General features: G+C 71.8%; 18 protein-coding genes. 15 read left to right on the top strand and 3 right to left on the bottom strand.

Going from position 1 to position 21,144, the window contains the following annotated elements; genetic code table 11:
- Positions 1 to 416 precede the first annotated feature (416 nt).
- Entirely contained in the window at positions 417 to 1,265 is an 849-nt protein-coding gene (locus tag LX83_RS34420) for an NAD(P)H-binding protein (RefSeq protein WP_253779394.1), read from the top strand.
- A 102-nt stretch (positions 1,266 to 1,367) separates the two neighbouring features.
- Here the strand turns inward: LX83_RS34420 and pdxR are convergent, their stop codons facing one another.
- Positions 1,368 to 2,861, bottom strand: a complete 1,494-nt coding sequence (pdxR, locus tag LX83_RS34415; protein WP_253779392.1) for a MocR-like pyridoxine biosynthesis transcription factor PdxR — start codon at positions 2,859 to 2,861, stop codon at positions 1,368 to 1,370.
- A gap of 60 nt (positions 2,862 to 2,921) precedes the next feature.
- Between pdxR and LX83_RS34410 the strand changes: the two genes are divergently transcribed.
- Both LX83_RS34410 and LX83_RS34405 read left to right on the top strand, forming a co-directional pair.
- Positions 2,922 to 3,533, top strand: coding sequence for a LysE family translocator (locus LX83_RS34410; protein WP_253779389.1), 612 nt, complete (start codon positions 2,922 to 2,924; stop codon positions 3,531 to 3,533).
- A gap of 94 nt (positions 3,534 to 3,627) precedes the next feature.
- On the top strand, positions 3,628 to 4,353 hold the full coding sequence (locus tag LX83_RS34405) for a tetratricopeptide repeat protein (RefSeq protein ID WP_253779387.1): 726 nt from the start codon (positions 3,628 to 3,630) through the stop codon (positions 4,351 to 4,353).
- Between the two features lie 68 nt (positions 4,354 to 4,421).
- On the opposite strand, the gene LX83_RS34400 is transcribed toward LX83_RS34405, so the two are convergent.
- Positions 4,422 to 5,597, bottom strand: a complete 1,176-nt coding sequence (locus LX83_RS34400) for an FAD-binding oxidoreductase (RefSeq protein WP_253779385.1) — start codon at positions 5,595 to 5,597, stop codon at positions 4,422 to 4,424.
- Between the two features lie 736 nt (positions 5,598 to 6,333).
- Here LX83_RS34400 and LX83_RS34395 point away from each other — a divergent pair.
- From LX83_RS34395 to LX83_RS34355, 9 genes are all read left to right on the top strand, one after another.
- Positions 6,334 to 7,680 (top strand): pyridoxamine 5'-phosphate oxidase family protein, encoded by a 1,347-nt coding sequence (locus LX83_RS34395; protein ID WP_253779383.1) that lies wholly within the window; start codon positions 6,334 to 6,336, stop codon positions 7,678 to 7,680.
- An 87-nt stretch (positions 7,681 to 7,767) separates the two neighbouring features.
- Entirely contained in the window at positions 7,768 to 8,382 is a 615-nt protein-coding gene (locus LX83_RS34390) for a MarR family winged helix-turn-helix transcriptional regulator (protein ID WP_253779381.1), read from the top strand.
- Positions 8,383 to 8,462: 80 nt separating this feature from the next.
- Positions 8,463 to 8,963, top strand: a complete 501-nt coding sequence (locus LX83_RS34385) for a MarR family winged helix-turn-helix transcriptional regulator (RefSeq protein WP_253779379.1) — start codon at positions 8,463 to 8,465, stop codon at positions 8,961 to 8,963.
- 206 nt (positions 8,964 to 9,169) lie between these two features.
- A complete protein-coding gene (locus tag LX83_RS34380; protein WP_253779377.1) occupies positions 9,170 to 11,893 on the top strand; it encodes an MGH1-like glycoside hydrolase domain-containing protein in 2,724 nt (907 codons plus the stop codon).
- Positions 11,894 to 12,136: 243 nt separating this feature from the next.
- On the top strand, positions 12,137 to 12,970 hold the full coding sequence (locus tag LX83_RS34375; RefSeq protein ID WP_253779375.1) for a transporter substrate-binding domain-containing protein: 834 nt from the start codon (positions 12,137 to 12,139) through the stop codon (positions 12,968 to 12,970).
- Between the two features lie 74 nt (positions 12,971 to 13,044).
- A complete protein-coding gene (locus tag LX83_RS34370) occupies positions 13,045 to 13,869 on the top strand; it encodes an amino acid ABC transporter permease (RefSeq protein ID WP_253779372.1) in 825 nt (274 codons plus the stop codon).
- Entirely contained in the window at positions 13,866 to 14,657 is a 792-nt protein-coding gene (locus LX83_RS34365) for an amino acid ABC transporter ATP-binding protein (RefSeq protein WP_308204111.1), read from the top strand. The genes LX83_RS34370 and LX83_RS34365 overlap by 4 nt, the downstream gene beginning before the upstream one ends.
- A gap of 654 nt (positions 14,658 to 15,311) precedes the next feature.
- Positions 15,312 to 15,782: a carboxymuconolactone decarboxylase family protein gene (locus tag LX83_RS34360; RefSeq protein ID WP_253779371.1), complete on the top strand. Its 471-nt coding sequence runs from the start codon at positions 15,312 to 15,314 to the stop codon at positions 15,780 to 15,782.
- Positions 15,783 to 15,842: 60 nt separating this feature from the next.
- Positions 15,843 to 16,790, top strand: coding sequence for an RNA polymerase sigma-70 factor (locus LX83_RS34355; protein WP_253779369.1), 948 nt, complete (start codon positions 15,843 to 15,845; stop codon positions 16,788 to 16,790).
- A 48-nt stretch (positions 16,791 to 16,838) separates the two neighbouring features.
- On the opposite strand, the gene LX83_RS34350 is transcribed toward LX83_RS34355, so the two are convergent.
- Entirely contained in the window at positions 16,839 to 17,429 is a 591-nt protein-coding gene (locus LX83_RS34350; protein ID WP_253779367.1) for a TetR family transcriptional regulator, read from the bottom strand.
- Positions 17,430 to 17,717: 288 nt separating this feature from the next.
- Between LX83_RS34350 and LX83_RS34345 the strand changes: the two genes are divergently transcribed.
- Genes LX83_RS34345 through LX83_RS34335 form a run of 3 tightly spaced genes read left to right on the top strand, consistent with a single transcriptional unit; the run spans position 17,718 to position 21,116 of the window.
- Entirely contained in the window at positions 17,718 to 18,638 is a 921-nt protein-coding gene (locus LX83_RS34345) for an aldo/keto reductase (protein ID WP_407649732.1), read from the top strand.
- A gap of 29 nt (positions 18,639 to 18,667) precedes the next feature.
- On the top strand, positions 18,668 to 19,687 hold the full coding sequence (locus LX83_RS34340; RefSeq protein WP_253779419.1) for an NADPH:quinone reductase: 1,020 nt from the start codon (positions 18,668 to 18,670) through the stop codon (positions 19,685 to 19,687).
- 52 nt (positions 19,688 to 19,739) lie between these two features.
- Positions 19,740 to 21,116: a serine hydrolase domain-containing protein gene (locus tag LX83_RS34335; protein WP_253779363.1), complete on the top strand. Its 1,377-nt coding sequence runs from the start codon at positions 19,740 to 19,742 to the stop codon at positions 21,114 to 21,116.
- Positions 21,117 to 21,144 lie beyond the last annotated feature (28 nt).

Here is a 21,144-nt window from a genome sequence, read left to right as displayed (position 1 = left end):
ATCTCCTTGACCGTGACATTGCGGGCTGCCCGCCACTCGCTGGTCCTCGCCCGCACGGCAGGTGGGGGCGAGGGCTTGGCCGGTGCCGTACCCGCGGGGATCCGCCACGCGATGCTGAACCCGCGCGAACTCGGCCCGAAGCATCGCCGATCACGGATTCTGCCCCGGCGCGTCAAACGGCCAGTCTCGCCCTTTGCCTACAACAAGACCAGACACGACGAATCCTTGTCCCGGGTGAGGATCAGCTACAGCATCACCCCGCCAACACCCGACTTGACACCTGGCTCAACGACCTAACTTCACGGCATTGGTTTGCAAACCCCGCGAGTTGCAGTTTCAGGCAGGGCCGAACGGGTGACGAGTCGACCGTCACATGTAGTTGACCTCTAGTTAAGTGGAGGTTCTAGCCTCGCCGCGTGAACAGAGTTCTCGTCACGGGTGCGACCGGGAACGTCGGTCGCCAGGTTGTTGTCCAACTGCTCGACGCTGGCGTTGCCGTGCGCGCGCTCGTCAGGCAGTCCACCTCGGCGCGTCGGCTGCCGGCCGCGGTCGAGACCGCCTCGGGTGATCTCGCCGACCCGGCGAGCCTCAGCTCGGCCCTGACCGGGGTCGACGCGGTGTTCCTGATCTGGCCGTTCCTGACCACCGAGCACGCGCCCGCCGTGCTGGCGGCGATCGGCCGGCACGCCCGTCGGGTCGTCTACGTGTCATCGTCCGGAGTGGACGATGACGCCGCTCGGCAGACCGACCCGATCAACCAGTTGCACGCGGACATGGAGGCGCTGATCGAGCGGTCCGGTCTGGAGTGGACGGTCCTGCGGGCGAACACGATCGCCTCGAACACCCTGGGGTGGGCCGAGCAGATCCGCGCCACCGGTGTGGTGCGCGGTCCGGAGATCGCCGCCACCGCCGTGGTGCACGAGGGCGACATCGCGGCCGTGGCGGTGCGCGCGCTGACCGAGGACGGGCACGTGGCCGCCAAGCACGTGCTGACCGGCCCCGAGGTGCTCAGCCGCGCCGACCAGGTGGCCGCGATCGGCGCGGCGATCGGCCGCCCGCTGCGGTTCGAGCCGGTGCCGGTGGAGGCCGCGCGTGAGCGGATGCTCGCCGACGGCCGGCCGCCCGCGCTGGTGGAGGCGCTGTTGGCCAGTGCGGCGAACCGGTCCCGCTCGGACCTGGTCACCGCCACGGTCGCGGAGATCACCGGGACGCCGGCGCGGACGTTCCGCGACTGGGCGGTCGAGCACGCCGCTGACTTCCGCTAGCCGCGCGCGTTCACCCGTTCGGCCCTGCCTGAAACGGCAACTCGCGGGGTTTGCAAGCACGACTCGCGCACGCGGAACGGGCAACTCGCGGGGTTTGCACAGTCAACTCGCGGGGGTGGTGTGCAGGGCGGTGGCCAGGGTGGCGATGCCCTCGTCGAGGGTGCCTGGCGGGTTCGCGGCGTAGCCGAGGACCAGGCCGGGGCGGTACGGGCGCTGGCAGTGCCAGGACAGCGGCTGGGTCTTCACGCCAAGCTCCAGTGCGGTGGCGGCCAGCTGCACGTCGTCGACGTCGGTGGTGAAGGTGATCACCAGGTGCAGGCCGGCGGCGGCGCCGTGCACGGCCGCCTCGGGCAGCCGCGCGCTGATCGCGCTGATCATGGCGTCGCGGCGGCGGATGTGGCGGCGGCGGAGGAAACGCAGCTGCCGCTCCAGTTCGCCGGACTCCATCAGCTCGGCCAGCACCAGCTGGGGCAGGGCGGCGTTGCCCAGGTCGGCGTTGCGCTTGGCCGCCACCACCGCCTCCCGGTACCGGTCCGGCACCAGCAGCCAGCCCACCCGCAGGGCCGGCGCGAGCAGCTTGGACACGCTGCCGGCGTAGCAGACCTGCTCGGGCAGCACGGACCGCAGCGCCGGCACCGGGGGCCGGTCGTAGCGGTGTTCGGCGTCGTAGTCGTCCTCGATGAGCAGGCCGCCCTGGCCGGCCCACCGCATCAGCTGGCGGCGCCGCTCGCCGTCGAGCACCACCCCGGTCGGGAACTGGTGCGCCGGGGTGAGCATGGCCGCGGCCACGCCGCTGGCGCGCAGCTCGGCCACGCGCAGGCCGGCCGCGTCGACCGCGACCGGCGGGGTGGCCAGGCCCCAGTTCCGCAGGTGCTGCCTGGCGCCGAGGGAACCGGGGTCCTCCACGGCCACCGCGGCCACGCCGTCCGCGATGAGCACCTGGGCGAGCAGGCCGAGCGCCTGGGCCACCCCGGCGACGATCACCACCTCGCCCGGGTCGACCCGGATGCCCCGGGTGCGGGCCAGCCAGGTGGCCACGGCCCGGCGCAGCGCGGGTGTGCCGCGCGGGTCGCCGTAGCCGAAGTCGGTGGGGGCGAGGCGGTTGAGCACCGCGCGTTCCGCGCGCAGCCAGGCGGTGCGGGGGAACGCGGCCAGGTCGGGCACGCCGGGGGACAGGTCGATGCGCGCGGGCGCGGCGCGCAGCGCGTCGAAGACGTCCACGCCCGGGGTGGCGGTGAACAGCGGCGGGGCCGGTGCCGGGGCGGCCGGCGCGGGCTGGCTCGGGCCGGGGGTGGCCACGGGCACGGCGACCACCACGGTTCCGGCCCGGCCGCGGCCGACCACGTGACCGTCCTCGACCAGCCGCTGGTACGCCTCGGTGACCACGCCCCGGGACACCCGCAGTTCCCCGGCCAACACCCGGCTGGGCGGCAGCCGGCTGCCCACCGGCAGGCGGCCGTCGGCCATGGCCAGTCGGAGCTGGGTGGCCAGCCAGTCGGCGCGGGCACCGGTCGGAGCCTTGCTGATGTCCAGCTGCAGGAAGTCCGAGCCGGCCGTTGTGGACCGGTCGATTGGACTCGTTTTGGCCCTGCTCATCGGGCCATTGTGGCAGCAGAGTGGCAGCCGAAACCGGTTGATCCACTCTGGGGAGTCGTTGTGAGCCTCGCGTTCCTGGTGGCCACGCTCGTCGCGGTCGTCACGCCCGGCAGCGGCGTGGTCTACACCCTGTCCGCCGCCCTGACCCAGGGGCGGCGCGCCAGCGTGCTGGCCGCGTTCGGCTGCACGCTCGGCATCGTCCCGCACGTGGTGGCGACGATCAGCGGACTGGCCGCGCTGGTGCACGCGAGCGCGCTGGCGTTCCAGGTGCTCAAGTACCTGGGCGTCGCCTACCTGCTCTACCTGGCCTGGGCCACGCTGCGGGACCGGGGCGCGCTCGTCGTGGACGACACGCGGACCGCGCCCCGCTCGGCGGCGCGAGTGATCACGTCGGCGGTGCTGATCAACTTCCTCAACCCGAAGCTGACCATCTTCTTCGTCGCGTTCCTGCCGCAGTTCGTCACCGCGGGCGAGCCCGACCACCTGCTGCGGATGGTGGCGTTGAGCGGAGTCTTCATGCTGGTCACCTTCGTCGTCTTCGTCGCGTATGGACTGTGCGCCGCGGCCGTGCGCCAGCACGTGCTCGGCCGACCCCGGGTGATGGACTGGACGAGGCGCGTTTTCGCGGTCTCGTTCGCCGCGCTGGGCGTTGGACTCGCGGTTACCGACTAGTCAACCGAGTTGGCTGTCTCATTGAGACAGGACCTGAGCCGAAACGTGATCTCTGAGCCAGGTTCTTGTCAGACCCCCGCGCTACGGTCTGTGCATGGTGAACGTTCCGGTGGAGGACCGGGACGCACCAGCCGACTCCACGGCGGCCAGGCCGATGCCTGCGCCGGATCAGAAGCACCAGGGGGCGAACACCATGACGCTGACCACCAACGACTTGCTGCGCGACTACGTCAGGGACGCGCAGGAGCGGGAGACCGCGGAGATCGAGGACGTGTTCGTCGAGATCCGCGACAACTACGAAGCGTTGCTGCGCGACGATCCGGACGACGTGGCCTCGGCCGTGGGGTTGGCCGTGCTGACGGGGGCGAAGCTGCAGGCGTACGTGTTGGTGGACCTGGGGCTGGAATGGCACAGCGAGTGGGAGCCGGCACCCGCACTGTCCACTGAGGACACCGTGGGCCAGGCGCTGGCCGAGGACGCGGTCAGCGCCGCGCGCCGGGCGCTGTGCCTCGACCCCGAGGACAACCTGGCCATCCTGCTGCTCGGGCTCGCCCTGGAGCACCGCGGCGACCTGGACGCCGCCGTGGTGGCCTACGCCCGTGCCGCCGAACTGGACCCGGAGGACACCGACGCCACAACCCGGCTGGCCGCGCTGCGCGGATCGGCTCCGGCCGTGGCCGAGTTCGACGCGGCCAAGTCCGGTGTGGCCAAGTCCGGTGTGGCCGAGTCCGGTGTGGCCGAGTCCGGCGTGACCGAGTCCGGGGAGTCCGGCCAGGAGGAGGTCAGCCAGGACGCGGCCGCCGTGCTCTGCTCCGCCTGACGCCCTGCCGCCTGCCGCCTGATGCCCTCTGCTGCCGGGCGCCCGCGCCCGGCAGCGCCCGGTTCGGCTCAGTCGATGGTGAACGGGTCGTACTTGATGTGGTCCAGTGGGGTGCCGGCCACCAGCATCCGGGACACGGTCGCCCGGATCATCGCGGGTGAGCCGCACACCAGCACATCCCGGTCGGCCCAGGCGCCGTACCTGGTCACCGCCTCGGCCAGGGTGCCGTGCTCGACGCCCCTGGCCGTGGGGTCGTCCTGCAGCACCGGCACCACGGTCAGCCACGGGTTGCTGGTGGCGAGCTGCTGCAGGTTGGGCACGTCGTAGAGGTCGTCCCGGGTCCGCCCGCCGACGAACAGGTGCACCTGGGGGTTCTCGCCCCACTGGGCCATCTCGTCGACCATGGCGCGCATCGGCGCGACGCCGGTGCCGCCGGCGATCATCAGCACGTCGCGGCCGGACCGGCGGTCGACGCTGAGCCGGCCCATGGGCGGGCCGAGCCGCCAGGTGTCGCCGAGCTTGGTGTGGTTGACGATCGAGCGGCTGACCCAGCCGCCCTCCACGGACCGGATGTGGAACTCCAGCACGCCGTCCTCGCGGGGCGCGTTGGCCGGCGTGAAGTAGCGCCACAGCCGGGGGCGCTGGGGCACCTCGACGCTGACGTACTGGCCGGGCCGGTAGGGCACCGGGTGGTCGGGCTGGACCCGCACCACGGCCAGGTCCCAGCTCAGCCGGATGTGCTCGACGACGTTGGCGTGCCAGTAGGCCGGGCCCTCGTCGGCGGCTGCCGCGTCCTGCATGGACCTGGCCATGATCGTGTACGCCTCGGCCCAGGCCATTTCCACGTGCTGGTTCCAGGCCGAGCCGGCGTAGCGCTTGATGGCGGACAGCAGGGCGGTGCCCACGGCCTCGTAGTGGCTGGCGACCACACCGAACTTGCGGTGGTCGCGGCCGAGCTGGCGCAGGAACGGGATCAGGTCGTCGGGCCGGTCGACCATCTGGACCACGTGAACCAGGGCGCGCATCAGCCGGCTGCGCTGCACCTCCATGTTCACCGGGAACATCTCCCGGGTGGCCGGCGCCAGGCTGAACAGCATCCCGTAGAAGAAGCGGGCGACCTCGTCGGTTTGCGGCTCAACGGCCGCGTAACTCTCCCGGATCATCCGCACCATGGCGGTGACGGCGGGTGGTGGCTCCCGGCGCGATGGGCTGGGAATGGGGCTGAGCACGGCGTTGGCTGTCATGTCCGGGCGTAGTCTCCACGTGTTCCGAGGTGCCAACAAGGTGCGGCGACCCTGTCAAGCATCCAACCCTGAACGGGGTGGACACTAACCCGGCGCCTGCCATGTTGACCCCTTGATGCCACCTATGTGTGCAGTCTGATTACGTTGTGTCGATCTTGGTTCCGGCGAATGGGGGAACATCCTTTCCAAGATGTACCTTGTTGGCCGCTTGCATGACACGGTGAACCATGTGACCCCCGAAGTGCTACCCCCGACCGGCACCGCGCGTCCCGACTTGCTCCTCCTTGAGTTGTCCGACCCTCCGGAGCGGGTCCGGTCCACCGCGCCGACCGCCGGGTGGCGCCCACCGGCACCGGCCGCCCGGGCGATCACCGAACCGCGCCCTGATCAGTTTGGCCCCAGTTCCCGTCGAGTGGGTCCACCTTCGAGTGAACCGGGATGGACAACACAACCGGGCCGACCGCCGTTCGGCCAGGTCATCACCGCAACCGGGAAGCAAACCGGCAAACCAGCGGGTACGCCACCCGGAACACCGATCGGGTCAACGGCGGAAGGACTGGGCGGTCAACCGGGCAGAACGGGGGCGGGCACGCTCCCCGGCACCCCCGCCGGCCAGCCGGGAAGCGGGTCGGACGAGGGGGCCGAGCCGCACAACCTGCCTGGCTCGCGCGGCGAGCACCTGCTCCAGTGCGCGTACGGCAGCCGGGACCGGGCGCTGCGCTTCTACAACGACCAGGTGCTCGACCACCTGAACCCGGAGATGATCTCCTTCGTCGGGCGGATGGAGATGGCGTTCGTGGCCACGGCCGACGCGGTAGGCGAGTGCGACTCGTCGCTGCGCGCCGGCCCGCCCGGATTCATCCAGGTGCTCAACGACCGCCAGCTCGCCTACCCGGAGTACCGGGGCAACGGCGTCATGGCCAGCCTGGGCAACATCAGTGAGAATCCTCACATCGGCATCCTGATGGTCGACTTCGTCACCGACCTGATCGGGCTGCACGTCAACGGCAAGGCCCGGATCGTGACGGACGCCGACCTGCGCGCCGAACACCCCGCCCTGCCCGCGGACTTCGAGCGGGGGCGCACCCCGGAGCGCTGGGTCGTGGTGGACGTGGTGGAGGCCTACATCCACTGCCGCAAGCACATCCCGCGGATGGTGCCGGTGGCCCGGACCAGGTCGTGGGGCACTGACGACGCCAAGCGCAAGGGCGGCGACTACTTCGGCGCCAAGGGCATGCCCCGACCGTGGCACCAACCGGCGGCGGCGCCGACACCGGTGTCGGGCGCGGGCGCAACGCCGCGTTCGGCACCGACGTCCGCGCCGGGATCGGCGAGCACGGGCAACCCCGCGCCGGCCAGGCAGGTGCCCGCCCCGATGCCGGCGGCCACCCCGGTGCCCGTGTCGGGCGAGGTGTCCGCCTCCGGTGCGGTGCCGGGCCAGGTGATCGCGGCGGGCCAGGCGTCAGGCCAGCCCGTCGCGCACGGCCAGCCCGTGCCGCCCGCCCAGCACGTCCCGCAGGGACAGCCGGTTCCGCAGGGGCAGGTGGTCGCGCGGCGTGACCCGGTTGCGCAGGGGCAGGCGATCGCGCGGCGCGGGCCGGTTGCACAGGAGCAGCAGGTCGTGCAGGGCCAGCAGGTTGTCCAGGGGCAGTTGTTCCGGCCAGCGCCCGCGTCGGGAGTGCTGCCAGCACCAGCACCCGCACCGGTTCGGACCGGGGTCGCCGGCCAGCCCGCGGCCCGGGTGCCGGCGTCGGCGGTGCGGTCGGGGGCGTTCACCCCGCCGCAGCCGTCCGCGCGCCAGCCCCAGCCGTTCCCGTCGGGGGCGGCGGCAGCGCCGGTGAAGACGGTCTCGGTGGTGACCGAGGTGCGTCGGGTCGTGGTCACCGAGCGGAACGAGCTGGGCACGGTGGAGTCCCGCACCGAGGCGGTCACCGAGTCCCGGGTCACCACCACCGGCGAGTCCGGGGAGATGGCCGCTGCCGCGCTGGACGCGCACGCCGTGGTGGTGGATGCCGGGGTCCAGCCCGCGCCGTTGCCGGCCGGCGTCCCCGAGACCGTGAAACTGCGCACGTCCACCGACTGAGCCCGACTGGGTCCGACTGGTTCCAGCCCGCGCCCCGGCCGGCGATTGGCTACCGTTCGGCCACCGGGCGAACGGGGGAGGAACGTCGTGGACTTGACCGATCACGGGTCTCGGGCGGGTGCCCGGGAAGCGGGCGAGCGGCCCGGTGGGGTTGGCGCGGACGTGGAACCGGCGGCTTCGGCCAGCTCGGCCAGTTCGATCCGGTCGGCCAGCCCGACCGGGGCCGCCGACCCCACCGAGCCCGCCGACGACCCCACCGACCTGGCCGGCCAGGAGCACCGGGTCGCCGCCCAGGCGGTGGAGCGCGAGCTGTCCGTGCTGTTCGGCCGGGCCCGCAGCCTGTCACTGGCGCTGGCCGCCCAGGTGCACCCCGGGCTGGACGCCGCCTCCTACGCGCTGCTGGTGCACCTGAACGACACCGGCGCGGCCAGGGCGGTGGACGTGGTCGACCGGACCGGGCTGGACAAGTCCACGGTGAGCCGCCAGCTGGCCCGGCTGGTGGAGCTGGGGCTGGTGGAGCGGGTGGCGGATCCGTCGGACGGGCGGGCCAGGATCGTCCAGCTGACCGAGGACGGCCGGCGCCGGCTGGCCGAGGCGCGCACGGATCGCCGGCGCCGGCTGCGGTCCCGGCTGACCAGTTGGTCGGCCGAGGACATGCGCACGCTGTCCCGGCTGCTCGGGCGGCTCAACGACGACCTGTAGCGGCTGTAAGTTGTATTACGCAACTACTTATCATTGGGGGTAGGGCTACGCCGCGGTAGCCAGGACCGGAGGGGGGAGCCGTGAACCCCAGCACCGACAGTTGCGTTGACCTGATCCGTCTCCTGCGCGATCTGTTCCAGCTCAAGCACGCGATCACCATGCGGGTGCTGCCCGAGACCAGTGGCCTGCACCCGGCCGCGATCAGCCTGCTGTCCGAGCTGGCCAGCTGCGGTGAGTCGCGCATCTCCGACCTGGCCAGCCGCCGACTGGTGGACGGATCGGTGGTCAGCCGGCAGGCCGCGCAGCTGGAACGCGCCGGCCTGGTGCGGCGCCGGCCGGACCCGCACGACGGCCGGGTCGCCCTGCTGTCGGTGACCGAGGCCGGCCAGGAACTGCTCGGCACGTGGCGCCAGGACCAGATCGAGTTCATCCAGCAGGCGCTCGGCGGCTGGAGCGACGTGGACGTGCGGGACCTGGTCGCCCGGTTCGACGCGCTGTGCGGTGATCTCCGCAGCGCGCTCACCCGATCGGCGGGTGAACTCCATAAACCACCCGAATGGCGGCTGGTGAACAAACAGTAATCGCACCTCGGTAGTTCACTGTGGATAACGACCTGCGGATTGTGGATAACTTCGCTTGTCTTGTGGACAACCACCTGCGGCCATCTGGGTGACATGGGACAACGAGCTGTTTCACCGGCGTTTCTGACCCGCGTCTCCTCCGCGCGGGCTACGCCCCGCTGAGCGACTGACGTGGAATGCCGGCCGGAATCGGTCAGACTTGGCCCGTGAGTGAGCACGGGCACCAGACCACCGCCGAGCGGGCCAGGCTGGCCGACTCGCCCGACCTGGCCGCGCCCTGGCGGCGGTGGGGCCCCTACCTGTCCGGCCGGCAGTGGGGCACGGTTCGCGAGGACTACTCGGCCAGCGGTGACGCCTGGGCCTCCTTCCCGTTCGAACACGCGCGGTCCCGCGCCTACCGCTGGGGCGAGGACGGCATCGCCGGCATCTGCGACCAGCACGGTTTCCTGAACCTCGCGGTGGCCATGTGGAACGGCGCCGACCCGGTGCTCAAGGAGCGCCTCTTCGGGCTCACCAACGCCGAGGGCAACCACGGTGAGGACGTCAAGGAGTACTGGTGGGTGCTGGACGGCACGCCCACCCACTCCTGGATGCGGGTGCTCTACCGCTACCCGCAGGCCGAGTTCCCGTTCGCCGAACTGCGCGCCGCCGCGGCGGCGGCCACCCGGGACGACCCCGAACCCGAGCTGGCCGACACCGGGGTGCTGGCCGAGGACCGGTTCTTCGACGTGGTGGTCAGCTACGCCAAGGCCGGCCCGGACGACATCTGCGTGGAGATCACCGCCACCAACCACGGGCCGGAACCGGCGCCCCTGCACCTGCTGCCCCAGCTGTGGTTCCGCAACACCTGGTCGTGGGGGCGCGACCCGCGCCGGCCAGCGCTGATCGCGTCCACAGTGGACGGCTGGTGCCGGTTCGCGGCCGAGCACAACACCCTGGGCCGCTACACCCTGCACGCCGAGGGCACGCCCACCCTGCTGGTCACCGACAACGAGACCAACGAGGTCGAACTGCACGGCGCGGCCGACAACCCGACCCGCTACACCAAGGACGGCATCGACGCCATGGTGGTGCGCGGCGCCACCGACACCTGCCAGGCCGTCGCGGCCGGTGCCGCGTCCCTGCCCGGCACCAAGGGCGCGGCCTGGTACGCCTTCCACGGCGTGCCGCCCGGCGAGTCGGTGACCGTGCGGCTGCGCCTGGTGGCCGGCGACGGGCACCCGGACGCGTTCGGGCCGAGCTTCGCCGAGACCATGGCCGCCCGCGCGCGCGAGGCCGACGAGTTCTACGCGGACCTGGGCGCCCACCTCGACCAGGAGCGGCGCACGGTCCTGCGCCGGGCCCTGGCCGGGCTGCTGTGGACCAAGCAGCACTACCGGTTCCGGATCCGCGAGTGGCTGGCGGGCGATCCGGCCCAACCGGCCGCGCCCGAGGTGCGGTGCGCGCCGGACGCGCGCAACACGCGGTGGCGGCACCTGGACGTGGCCGACGTGATCTCCATGCCCGACGAGTGGGAGTACCCCTGGTTCGCCGCGTGGGACCTGGCCTTCCACACCGTGCCGCTGGCCCTGGTCGATCCGGTGTTCGCCAAGGGACAGCTGACCCTGCTGTGCCGGGAGTGGCTGATGCACCCCAACGGCCAGCTGCCCGCCTACGAGTGGGACTTCGGCGACGTCAACCCGCCCGTGCACGCGTGGGCGGCGCTGCGGGTGCACCAGGCCGAGGTGGCCGCCGGCGGCGAGCCGGACCGCGCGTTCCTGGCGCAGGTCTTCCACAAGCTGCTGCTCAACTTCTCCTGGTGGGTCAACCGCAACGACGCCGACGGCGACAACCTGTTCCAGGGCGGCTTCCTGGGCATGGACAACGTCGGCCCGGTCGACCGCTCCGCGCCGCTGCCCGGGGACTGGCGGCTGGAGCAGGCCGACGCCACCGCGTGGATGGCCGCGTACTGCCTGCACCTGCTGCGCATCGCCCTGGAGCTGGCCAGGCACGAGCGCGCCTACGAGGACGTGGCCAGCAAGTTCGTCGAGCACTTCCTGGACATCGCCGAGGCCGCCACCCGGCCCGGCCCGGCCGGTCAGGGCATCTGGGACGACACCGACGGGTTCTGCTACGACCTGGTGTCCCGACCGCTGCCGGACGGCACGGTGGAGTCGCAGCCGGTGCGGGTGCGCTCCATGGTCGGGTTGATCCCGCTGCTGGCGCAGGCCGTGCTGGAGCCGTGGGTGTGCGCGGAGCTGCCGGGGTTCGCCCAGCGGCTGGACCACCTGCTGGCCCGCCGGCCAGAGCTGGCCCGGTTCGTCACCTGGCAGCGGCTCGACGGAGGCGCGCGGCGCGCCTGGCTGTCCCTGTTGGACGAACCCAAGCTGCGCCGGGTGCTGACCAGGATGCTGGACGAGGCCGAGTTCCTGTCACCGCACGGCATCCGCTCGCTGTCCGCGGCGCACCGCGACGGCGTGGAGATCGAGGTCGCCGGCGAGACGCACCGGATGGGCTACGAGCCGCGCGAGTCGCGCACCTCGTTGTTCGGCGGCAACTCCAACTGGCGCGGCCCGGTGTGGTTCCCGGTGAACGCGCTGCTGGTGGAGGCGCTGCGCACGCTGGAGGGGTGGCAGGCCGGTGAGTTCCAGGTGGAGCTGCCCACCGGCTCCGGGCAGCGGGTCAGCGCGGGCGAGGCCGCCGACGAGCTGTCCCGCCGGCTGGTGTCGCTGTTCCTGGTCGGCGCGGACGGCCGGCGCCCGGCCGACGGCAAGCGGATCGAGGCCAGCGACTCGCCGCTGTGGCGGGCGAACATCACGTTCAGTGAGTACTTCGACGGCGACACCGGTGAGGGGCTGGGCGCCACCCACCAGACGGGGTGGACCGCCTGGGTGGCCTGCCTGCTCAGCCGGGCGTGGCCCGAAGATGGGATTCGCGGAACCGGGAGGTAGCCCGGTTGGGTGCACTCGGAGCCCGCTACTCGCGGGTTGGCAGCGCAGAGTGACGATCCGGGTGCGACTCGTGCACGAGTTGTGTGACGTGGCTCAACAGGGTCAAATTTTTCCATTACGCGGGAGTTAAGGCGCAAGATTGATGTGTCAGTAGCTCCCCGTAACACTGGCGTGCTGTGCATGTCCCTGTCCGGATGGCAGGATGCGAACACTCAGTCGGTAACAGTTACGAGGAGTGACACCGTGGCCCGTCGAACCAGGCATCAGGTGCTCGCCCTGCTTCCCGCCTTGACGCTCGCCGTCACCGCGGCGGCGGCGTGTGCCGAGCCCATCAACCAGGGTGGCGGCTCCGCCTCGGGCAGCAACGGGGCCAGCGTTCCGCTGATCCAGGCCGGATCGCTGACGACGTGCACGCACCTGCCGTACAAGCCGTTCCAGTTCGCCCAGGACGGCAAGACGGTCGGGTTCGACGTGGACCTGGTCGACCTGGTCGCCAAGGACCTCGGTGTCACGCAGCAGATCGTGGACACGCCGTTCGAGGGCATCGAGTCCGGCGAGGACCTGAACACCAACAAGTGCGACCTGGCCGCCGCCGCCATGACCATCACCGACGTGCGCAAGAAGTCGATGGACTTCTCCGAGGGCTACTTCGACGCCAACCAGGCGCTGCTGGTCAAGAAGGGCGCCGGCTACGACAGCCTGGACAAGCTGCGCGGCAAGAAGCTCGGCGTGCAGCTGGGCACCACCGGTGAGAAGTACGCGACCGAGAACAAGGACAAGTACGGCTACGAGATCGTCCAGTTCGAGGACCTCGGCCTGGAGCAGACCGCCGTGCTCACCGGCCAGATCGACGCCGGCATCAACGACAACAGCGTCAACCTCGACTTCGTCAAGTCCAACCCGGACGTCGAGGTGAGCGCCGAGTTCCCCACCGGCGAGCAGTACGGCATCGGCGTGCGCAAGGGCAACGAACAGCTGCGCGCCAAGATCAACGAGGTGTTGCAGAAGGCCAAGACCGACGGCACCTACGACACCATCTACGAGAAGTGGTTCGGCAAGAAGCCGGAGAGCAAGTAACCGCGACACGCGGGGTCGGCGGCTCCAGGCGTCGACCCCGCGTGCTGTTCCGACCACTTCTCTAGGAGCCGTTCATGGCACTGTCCAAGCGCAAGCGCTCCCAGGTGATCCGGGGCGTGCAGTACGCGGTGCTGGTCATCGTGGTGGTGCTGCTGGCCCTGGTCGCGAACTGGGGACAGATCCGCCGCGCCTTCTTCAACCTGTCCGCCGCCGGGGAGCAGTTCCCCGAGATCATCAGCACCGCACTGGTCAACACGATCATCTACACCGCACTGGGCTTCGCCTTCGGCCTGGTCGTCGGGCTGGTGCTGGCCCTGATGCGGCTGTCGTCGGTCGGCCCGTACCGGTGGATCGCCACCGTCTACATCGAGTTCTTCCGGGGCGTGCCCGCCCTGCTGGTGTTCATCGCGTTCGGCTACGGCGTGCCCCTGGCCTTCCAGGCCCGCTTCGACAACTACACCACGGTGATGCTCTCGCTCGGCCTGGTCGGGTCCGCCTACATGGCCGAGACGATCAGGGCCGGCATCCAGGCCGTGCCCAAGGGGCAGTTGGAGGCGGCCAGGTCGCTGGGCATGTCCCGGGGTCGGACGATGGTCACCATCGTCATCCCGCAGGCGTTCCGGATCATCCTGCCGCCGCTGACCAACGAGCTGATCCTGCTCACCAAGGACTCCTCGCTGATCTACCTGCTCGGCCTGGCGCGTGACGAGTACGAGCTGGCCAAGTTCGGCCGCGAGGGGCTGAACACCACGGGCTCGCTGACCCCGATCCTGCTGGCCGGCCTGTGCTACCTGATCATCACGATTCCGCTGTCGCTGCTGTCCCGCCGGCTGGAGCGGCGCACCGGCGGCCGCAAGGTCAGCTCGCCGGAGTCGACCGGACTGGAGGTGTCCGCGTGACCGCCCAGACCCAGGCCCAGGACCCCGACACGGGGCTCGCCGTGGAGATCACCGGGCTGACCAAGTCGTTCGGCTCGCTGCAGGTGCTGCGCGGCATCGACCTGGCCGTGCGGCCCGGCGAGGTGGTCTGCATCATCGGCCCGTCCGGTTCCGGCAAGTCCACGCTGCTGCGCTGCGTGAACCTGCTGGAGGAGCCCAACGGCGGCACCGTGCGGGTGCACGGCACCGAGCTGACCCACCCGGACGTGGACATCGACGCGGCGCGCCGGCAGATCGGCATGGTGTTCCAGTCGTTCAACCTGTTCGCGCACCTGAACGTGCTGAACAACCTGACCGTGGCCCAGCGCAAGGTGCTGCGCCGCGGCCAGGCCGAGGCCGAGCAGGTGGCCAGGGCCAACCTGGCCAAGGTGGGCCTGGCCGAGAAGGCCGGGGCCATGCCCGCGCAGCTGTCCGGTGGCCAGCAGCAGCGGGTGGCGATCGCCCGCGCGCTGTCCATGGACCCGAAGGTGATGCTGTTCGACGAGCCCACCTCGGCGCTGGACCCGGAGCTGGTCGGCGACGTGCTCGGCGTGATGCGCCAGCTGGCCGACGAGGGCATGACCATGCTCGTGGTCACGCACGAGATGCAGTTCGCCCGGGACGTGGCCGACCGGGTGCTGTTCATGGACGGCGGCGTGGTCGTGGAGGAGGGCCCGGCCGCCCAGGTGATCGGCGACCCGCAGCACGAGCGCACCAAGAGCTTCCTGTCCCGGGTGCTCTACCCGACCCACCAGGGCCCGAGCGACTGAGGGCGGTGCCGGCCGGAAGGCTGGCTGCCGGCCGGAGGGCTGGCGGCTGGCGGCTGGAGGGCTGGCGGCTGGTTGGCAGCTGGCGGCTGGAGGGCTGGCGGCTGGTTGGCGGACTGACGGCCTGAGGGCTGGCGGCGGTTGGCGGACTGACGGCCTGAGGGCTGGCGGCGGTTGGCCGGTGGCTGGCCGGCCGGTGATTGGTTCGTGGGGTGGGGCGGTGTGGGTTGGTTGTTTCCGGCCCTTGCCCCATCCCCCACCCACCACCGGGGGGCGTGCCCTTGGCCAGCCTAGTCGGGGTGGGGGTGCTGGGGCAGGGTGGCGAGGGCGGTTGTGGATAACCCGAGCTGGCGGCTCCTTTGGCGTTTGCCGGTTGTCCACAACCGGGGCGGATCGCTTGACTTCACGCCTCGGTTCGGAACCCCAAGCCTCGGGCGACACGTTGGTCCTGCACCTGGTCGCGGAGTTCGCGAGGTAGGTCCCCCATTCGTGGTGCGTCATCGTGCGTGTTCGCCCTTTCTTTCGACCGCGGCCAGAATCGCGTGATCACCGGACGCCGGCAGGCTGGAGACGCAGGTCACAGCTGACCATGTCACTGGGCGTCGGGCTGTCTCGTCTCGGGAGGTGTAGTGACCGACGAGCACAGCGGAGCACACCATGAACGCGCGACTGAACTACTTCACCAGCCCGATCGCCGGCAAGACCCTCAAGCACCTGATGCCGGCGGGCAAGGCGCTCAAGAACACCTCGCTGCCGCTCGCCACGCAGGAACTGGTGGCGCTGCGGGTCAGCCAGATCAACGGCTGCGCCGCCTGCCTGGACATGCACACCAAGGAGGCAGCCGCCGCCGGTGAAAGCGCAGTGCGGCTGAACCTGGTCGCGGCGTGGCGGGAGGCCACGGTGTTCACCGAGGCCGAGCGGGCCGCGCTGGAGCTGGCCGAGGAGGGGACCCGGGTCGCGGACGCGGGCCGTGGCGTCAGCGACGAGGTGTGGGCGCGGGCCGCCGAGCACTACGACGAGGAGCAGCTCACCGCGCTGGTGATCCTGGTTTCCTTCATGAACATGGTCAACCGGCTGAACATCATCACGCAGCAGCCGGCCGGCGACTACGAGCCCGGGCAGTTCTGAGCCTCGGCGAACCGGGTGATCGTCCGAGGATCACGCACGGCGCCGGCGAGTGGCGGTCGGGTGGCAGGACGGGAAGGGAACGGGGTCGGCGTGCGCAAGGTCGAGGAGTTCGAGGAGCTGCGAGGACTGCTGTTCTCGATCGCCTACCGGATTCTGGGCAGTGTGGGTGAGGCCGAGGACGCGGTGCAGGAGACGTGGCTGCGCTTTGCCAGCTCGACGACCCAGCCCACGTCGACCAAGGCGTACCTGTCCGCCACGGTGACGCGGATCGCCATCGACGTGCTGCGCTCCGCGCGCGTGCGGCGGGAGGAGTACGTGGGCCCGTGGCTGCCCGAGCCGCTGCTGGACGATCCGTACCAGGATCCGGCGCGGTCGGTGGAGCTGGCCGACTCGGTGTCGATGGCGTCGCTGCTGCTGTTGGAACGGCTCAGCCCGCTGGAGCGGGCGGTGTTCGTGCTGCGGGAGGTGTTCGGTTTCGGGTTCGACGAGGTCGCCCAGGCGGTGGGGCGGTCGGAGTCGGCGTGCCGGCAGCTGCTGGTGCGGGCGCGGCGGCACATGCGGGCCGGGCGGCCGCGCTTCGAAGCGATGCGCGAGGAACGGGAGGAACTGGCGGCGCGGTTCTTCGACGCCTTCCGCGAGGGCGATGTCGCCGGCCTGCAGGAGCTGTTCGCCGCTGACGTGTCGCTGGTCGGCGACGGCGGCGGCAAGGCTCCGCAGCTGGCCAGGGCCATCATGGGCGCCGGGAACGTGGCCCGGCTGCTCGCCTCGGTCTACCCCCTGCTGGCGCGGGTCGACGTGGCCTTCGAGCCGCACGAGGTCAACGGCGAGCCGGGCGCGATCTTCCGGGACCGGGACGGCAGGGTGCTGCACACCCTGGCGCTCGACGTGCTCGACGGGCGGATCCAGGCGATCCGCCTGGTGATCAACCCCGACAAGCTCGGTCACCTCGGGCCGGTGGCCGACGCCTGGGCCGTTGACCGCGAGGTGCGCCGGGCCCGCCGGGGCTGAGCCGCTGCCGGGGCCGCCACCCGGTGTGGCCGCCCCGGGGCAGCCAGGTCACCGTGCCCGGAGGCCGTTGAGGACGAGCGTGATCACCGCCTCGGACTCCGCTTCGATCTCGGCGGAGCGCCACTGCGCGGCGTGCACCGGACTGTGGAAGCGGCTGGTGGCGTCGAGGATGGCCCGCGCGGTCACGTCCGGGTCGACGTCGGCGGCGAAGTCGCCGCTGGCGATGCCGTCCACAACGATGGCGCGGATCCACCCGAGCAGCTCGGCGACGTGGGCGGTGGACACCGCGCTGTGCTCCGTGGCCAGCGCCCGGAAGGTGGCGAACAGTTCCGGGTCGTCCTTCGCCTTCGCCCGTTTCACGGCGAACATGGCGGTGAGCAGGCCGCGCAGCCGGTCGGGCGGGGTCAGCTCGGTGTTCTCGGCCGCCGCGAGGAGGTCCGCGCGCACCCGGTCGAGCCAGCGCTGGATCACGGCCTCGCGCAGCGCCATCTTGGACGGGAAGTGCCGGTACACGCTCCCGTGGCTCACCCCGAGTGCCCGTGCGACGTCGAGCACGGTGGCCTTGTCCGGCCCGTGGCGGCGCAGCACCTCCTCGGTGACCGACATGATCGTCTCCGCGTCGAGTGGTTCTCCGCGCACGTGGCCTCCCTGTCGAACCGGTGGGAGGCCGGCCCCTCGGCGCTGTGCGGCCCGTGTCGCCGGACTTCCCCGGCCAGGAACGTATGTCGACAGGGCGGCAGAAGCAAAAGTCACCAGTTCGTCAGCCACCCTCTGCCCAGTGACTGACAACTATTGAAATTTGTCACCATGAGGTTGTACGGTTCGGTCGTGCAGCGCTGGGCGGGCGCCCAACCCGGTCGCCCCCCACGCCCCGCAGCCCGTCTGCCGCGCGCCCCCGGCCGCGGCCACCGATCGAGGAGACCTCCCATCACCACCTCCACCGCTTCCTTCGCCGGCCGCTCCGTGTTCCGGGTCGGCTACGGCGCGCTCCAGCTCCCCCGACTGCACGACCGCCGCGACGAGGCCGTCGCACTGCTGCGCCGCGCGGTCCAGCTGGGCGTCAACCACGTGGACACCGCCGAGTTCTACGGCGACGGCTTCGCCAACGACGTGATCCGCGAGGCCCTGCGTCCCGAGGACGACGTGCTGGTCGTGACCAAGGTCGGCGCCGCCCCCAACCCGGGCGGCCCCCTGCCGCTGCGGCTCGCGCAGCGGCCCGAGCAGCTGCGGGCCAGCGTCGAGGACAACCTGCGCGGCCTCGGCGTCGACCAGCTCGCCGTGGTCAACCTCCGCCGCCTGGACACCGGCCCCGGGCTGCGTCCCGAGGGCGACCAGGTGGTCGACCTCGACGACCAGCTCGCGGTGCTCACCGACCTGCGCGACGAGGGCAAGATCGGCGCGATCGGCCTGAGCTGCGTCACCCTCGACGGCCTGCGTCGCGCCCTGCCGGCGGGCATCGCCTGCGTGCAGAACGCCTACAGCCTGGTCTCCCGCGACGACGAGGACATGCTGCGGCTGTGCGCGGCCGAGGGCATCGCCTGGGTGCCGTTCTTCCCGCTGGGCGGGACCTTCCCGGGCGTGCCCCAGGTCACCGACGAGCCGGCCGTGCACGCCGTGGCCGAATCCCTGGGCGTCACGCCCGCCCAGGTCGGCCTCGCCTGGCTGCTGCACCACGCCCCGAACGTGCTGCTCATCCCCGGCACCGCCAACACCGAGCACCTCGCGGCCAACGTCGCGGTCAGCGAGATCACCTTCGACGCCGCGGCGCTGGCCACCCTCGACGCGGTCGAGTCCCGCTCCAACAACGTCCCGCTCGGCAACGTCCCGCTCGACCAGGCGGACAGGTGACCCGTGCTGGCGAACACGAGGACGCGGCGATGAAGGCCATCGTCTATCGCGACAACGGCGGGCCGGACGTTCTCCAGCTGGTCGAGCGTGACCTGCCCGCACCCGGCCCCGGCGAGGTTCGCGTTCGGGTCGCCGTGTCCGGGGTCAACCCGACCGACTGGCAGGCCCGCTCCGGCGCCGCCGGACCCACGCGGTTTCCCGAGGTCACTCCGCACCTGGACGGCGCCGGCGTGATCGACGCCGTCGGCGCGGGGGTCGAGCGGAGCCGGATCGGTCAGCGGGTCTGGTTGTTCCTGGCCGCCGCCGGGCGGCCGACCGGCACCGCCGCCGAGTTCACCGTCGTGCCAGCCGAACAGGCCGTGCCCCTGCCCGACCAGGCCGGTTTCGACGTCGGTGCCGCGCTCGGCGTCCCCGCGCTCACCGCGCACCGCGCGCTCACCGTCGCCGAGGACGGGCCGCGTCGGCTGCGGCCCGGAGCGCTGGACGGCAGGGTGGTGCTCGCCGCGGGCGGGGCCGGCGCGGTCGGGCACGCCGTGATCCAGCTCGCCCGCTGGGCCGGTGCCACCGTGATCAGCACGGTCAGCGGTCCGGAGAAGGCCAGGCTGGCCACTGCCGCCGGCGCGCACCACGTGGTCAACTACCGCGCGGGCGACCCGGCCGCCGAGATCCGCGCGATCGCGCCGGACGGCGTGGACATCGTCGCCGAGGTGGCGCTCGGCGCGAACCTCGCGCTGGACCTGGCCGTGCTGCGCACGCGCGGCACGATCTCGACCTACGCCAACGACGGCGGCAGACCGGTCGAGCTGAACGTGGTCCAGCACATGGTGCTCAACGCCCGCCTGCAGTTCCTGGTGCTCTACACGGCGGGCCCGCGGGCGCGCGCCGCGGCCGCCGAGGACGTCGCCGCCGCGGTTCGCGACGGCGCCCTGCCGGTCGGCGAGGAGCACGGCCTGCCGCTGGTCCGCTTCCCGCTGGAGCGCACCGCCGACGCGCACCGGGCGGTGGAGCGCGGCGTGGTCGGCAAGGTCCTGGTGGACGTCACCGCGTGACGTCCTGCCCGCCCCCATCCCGCGGTGACCAGCCGCGTCGACGAGGAGAGCGATGAACGACCACGCGCACCACGGGGACGTGCGCCGCCTTCCCCGGAGCACCCCCGCCGAGCAGGGCGTTGACGTGACCGGAGTTGACGCGTTCGTCGCCGCCCTGGCCCCGCTGCCCGACGTCGAACTGCACAGCCTGCTGGTGCTGCGGCACGGCCACGTGGTGGCCGAGCGCTGGTGGCACCCGTACCGGCCGGACACGCCTCGGGTGCTGTACTCGCTGAGCAAGAGCGTTGTCGCGACCGCGCTCGGCTTCGCGGTGGCCGAGGGCCTGGTCGATCTCGACGCCACCGTGCTGTCCCACTTCCCCGAATGGGACGCCCGGGTGGTCGACCCGCGGTCGCGGTCCACCCGGGTCCGGCATGTGGCCGCGATGGCCAGCGGGCACGCCGGCGAGCGGGCGGAGCAGGCGTACCGGGCCGGGGACGGTGACCTGGCGCTCGGTCTGCTGCTGGTGCCGCCCGAGTTCGAACCCGGCACGTTCTTCGCCTACAACCAGCCGTGCACGACCACGCTCGCCGCGATCGTCCGGAAGGTGAGCGGCTGCTCGTTGACCGACTTCCTGCGGCCCCGGCTGTTCGAGCCGCTGGGCATCGGCACGCACGGGTGGTGGCGCGACGACGCCGGCGACGAAGCAGCCCACCTGGGGTTCCACGCGACCACCGAGACCATCGCCAAGCTGGGACAGCTCTACCTGGACAACGGCGTCTGGCAGGGCGAACAGCTGTTGCCGGCCGAGTGGGTCGCCGAGGCCACCCGGGCGCAGGTGGCCACCACCGATCCCGATCCGGACTGGCGGCAGGGGTACGGCTTCCAGTTCTGGGTCAGCCGGCATGGGTACCGCGCCGCCGGCGCGCACGGCCAGTTCGCGCTGGTCCTGCCCGAGGCGGACGCGGTGGTGGCGATGACCGCGCAGAGCCCGAACATGCAGGGCGTGCTCGACCAGGTGTGGACGCACCTGCTGCCGGCGCTCACCTCGGGGGAAGGGCCGGCGAGTCCACGGCCCGCTCACACACCGGACCTGCCCCTTCCGGAGGGAACGGCCGGCGCGATCACCCCGGCGACCTACCGCCCGGGCCCGGACAACCAGGTCGAACGCCTGCGCGCGGTCGGCCTGGGCCCCGACGAGCTGACCCTGGCCGACGACGGCCCGCTGGTCAGGGCAGCTCTCGGCCCGGCCGGCCGCTGGACCACGACCGATGTCTGGGCCACGGCCTCCGCCTGGTCCGAGGGCCGACTCCACGTCCACGTGATCTTCGTGGAGACGCCGCACCGCCTGCGCCTGACCCTGAACCCGGCCGACCACACGTTCGCGGCGGTCTGGCAGGCGCCACCGCTGGCGCAACTGCCCCTCGCCCACCTGCGCATGCCCCGCTGACCAGGTCGGAAGCCGCGGTGGCGGGACG

This window comes from Goodfellowiella coeruleoviolacea, from assembly GCF_024171785.1.
GTDB classification, from domain to species: Bacteria; Actinomycetota; Actinomycetes; order Mycobacteriales; family Pseudonocardiaceae; genus Goodfellowiella; species Goodfellowiella coeruleoviolacea.
Note: the sequence above shows the minus strand (reverse complement) of the source record. Positions and strands in the feature narration are given on the sequence as shown.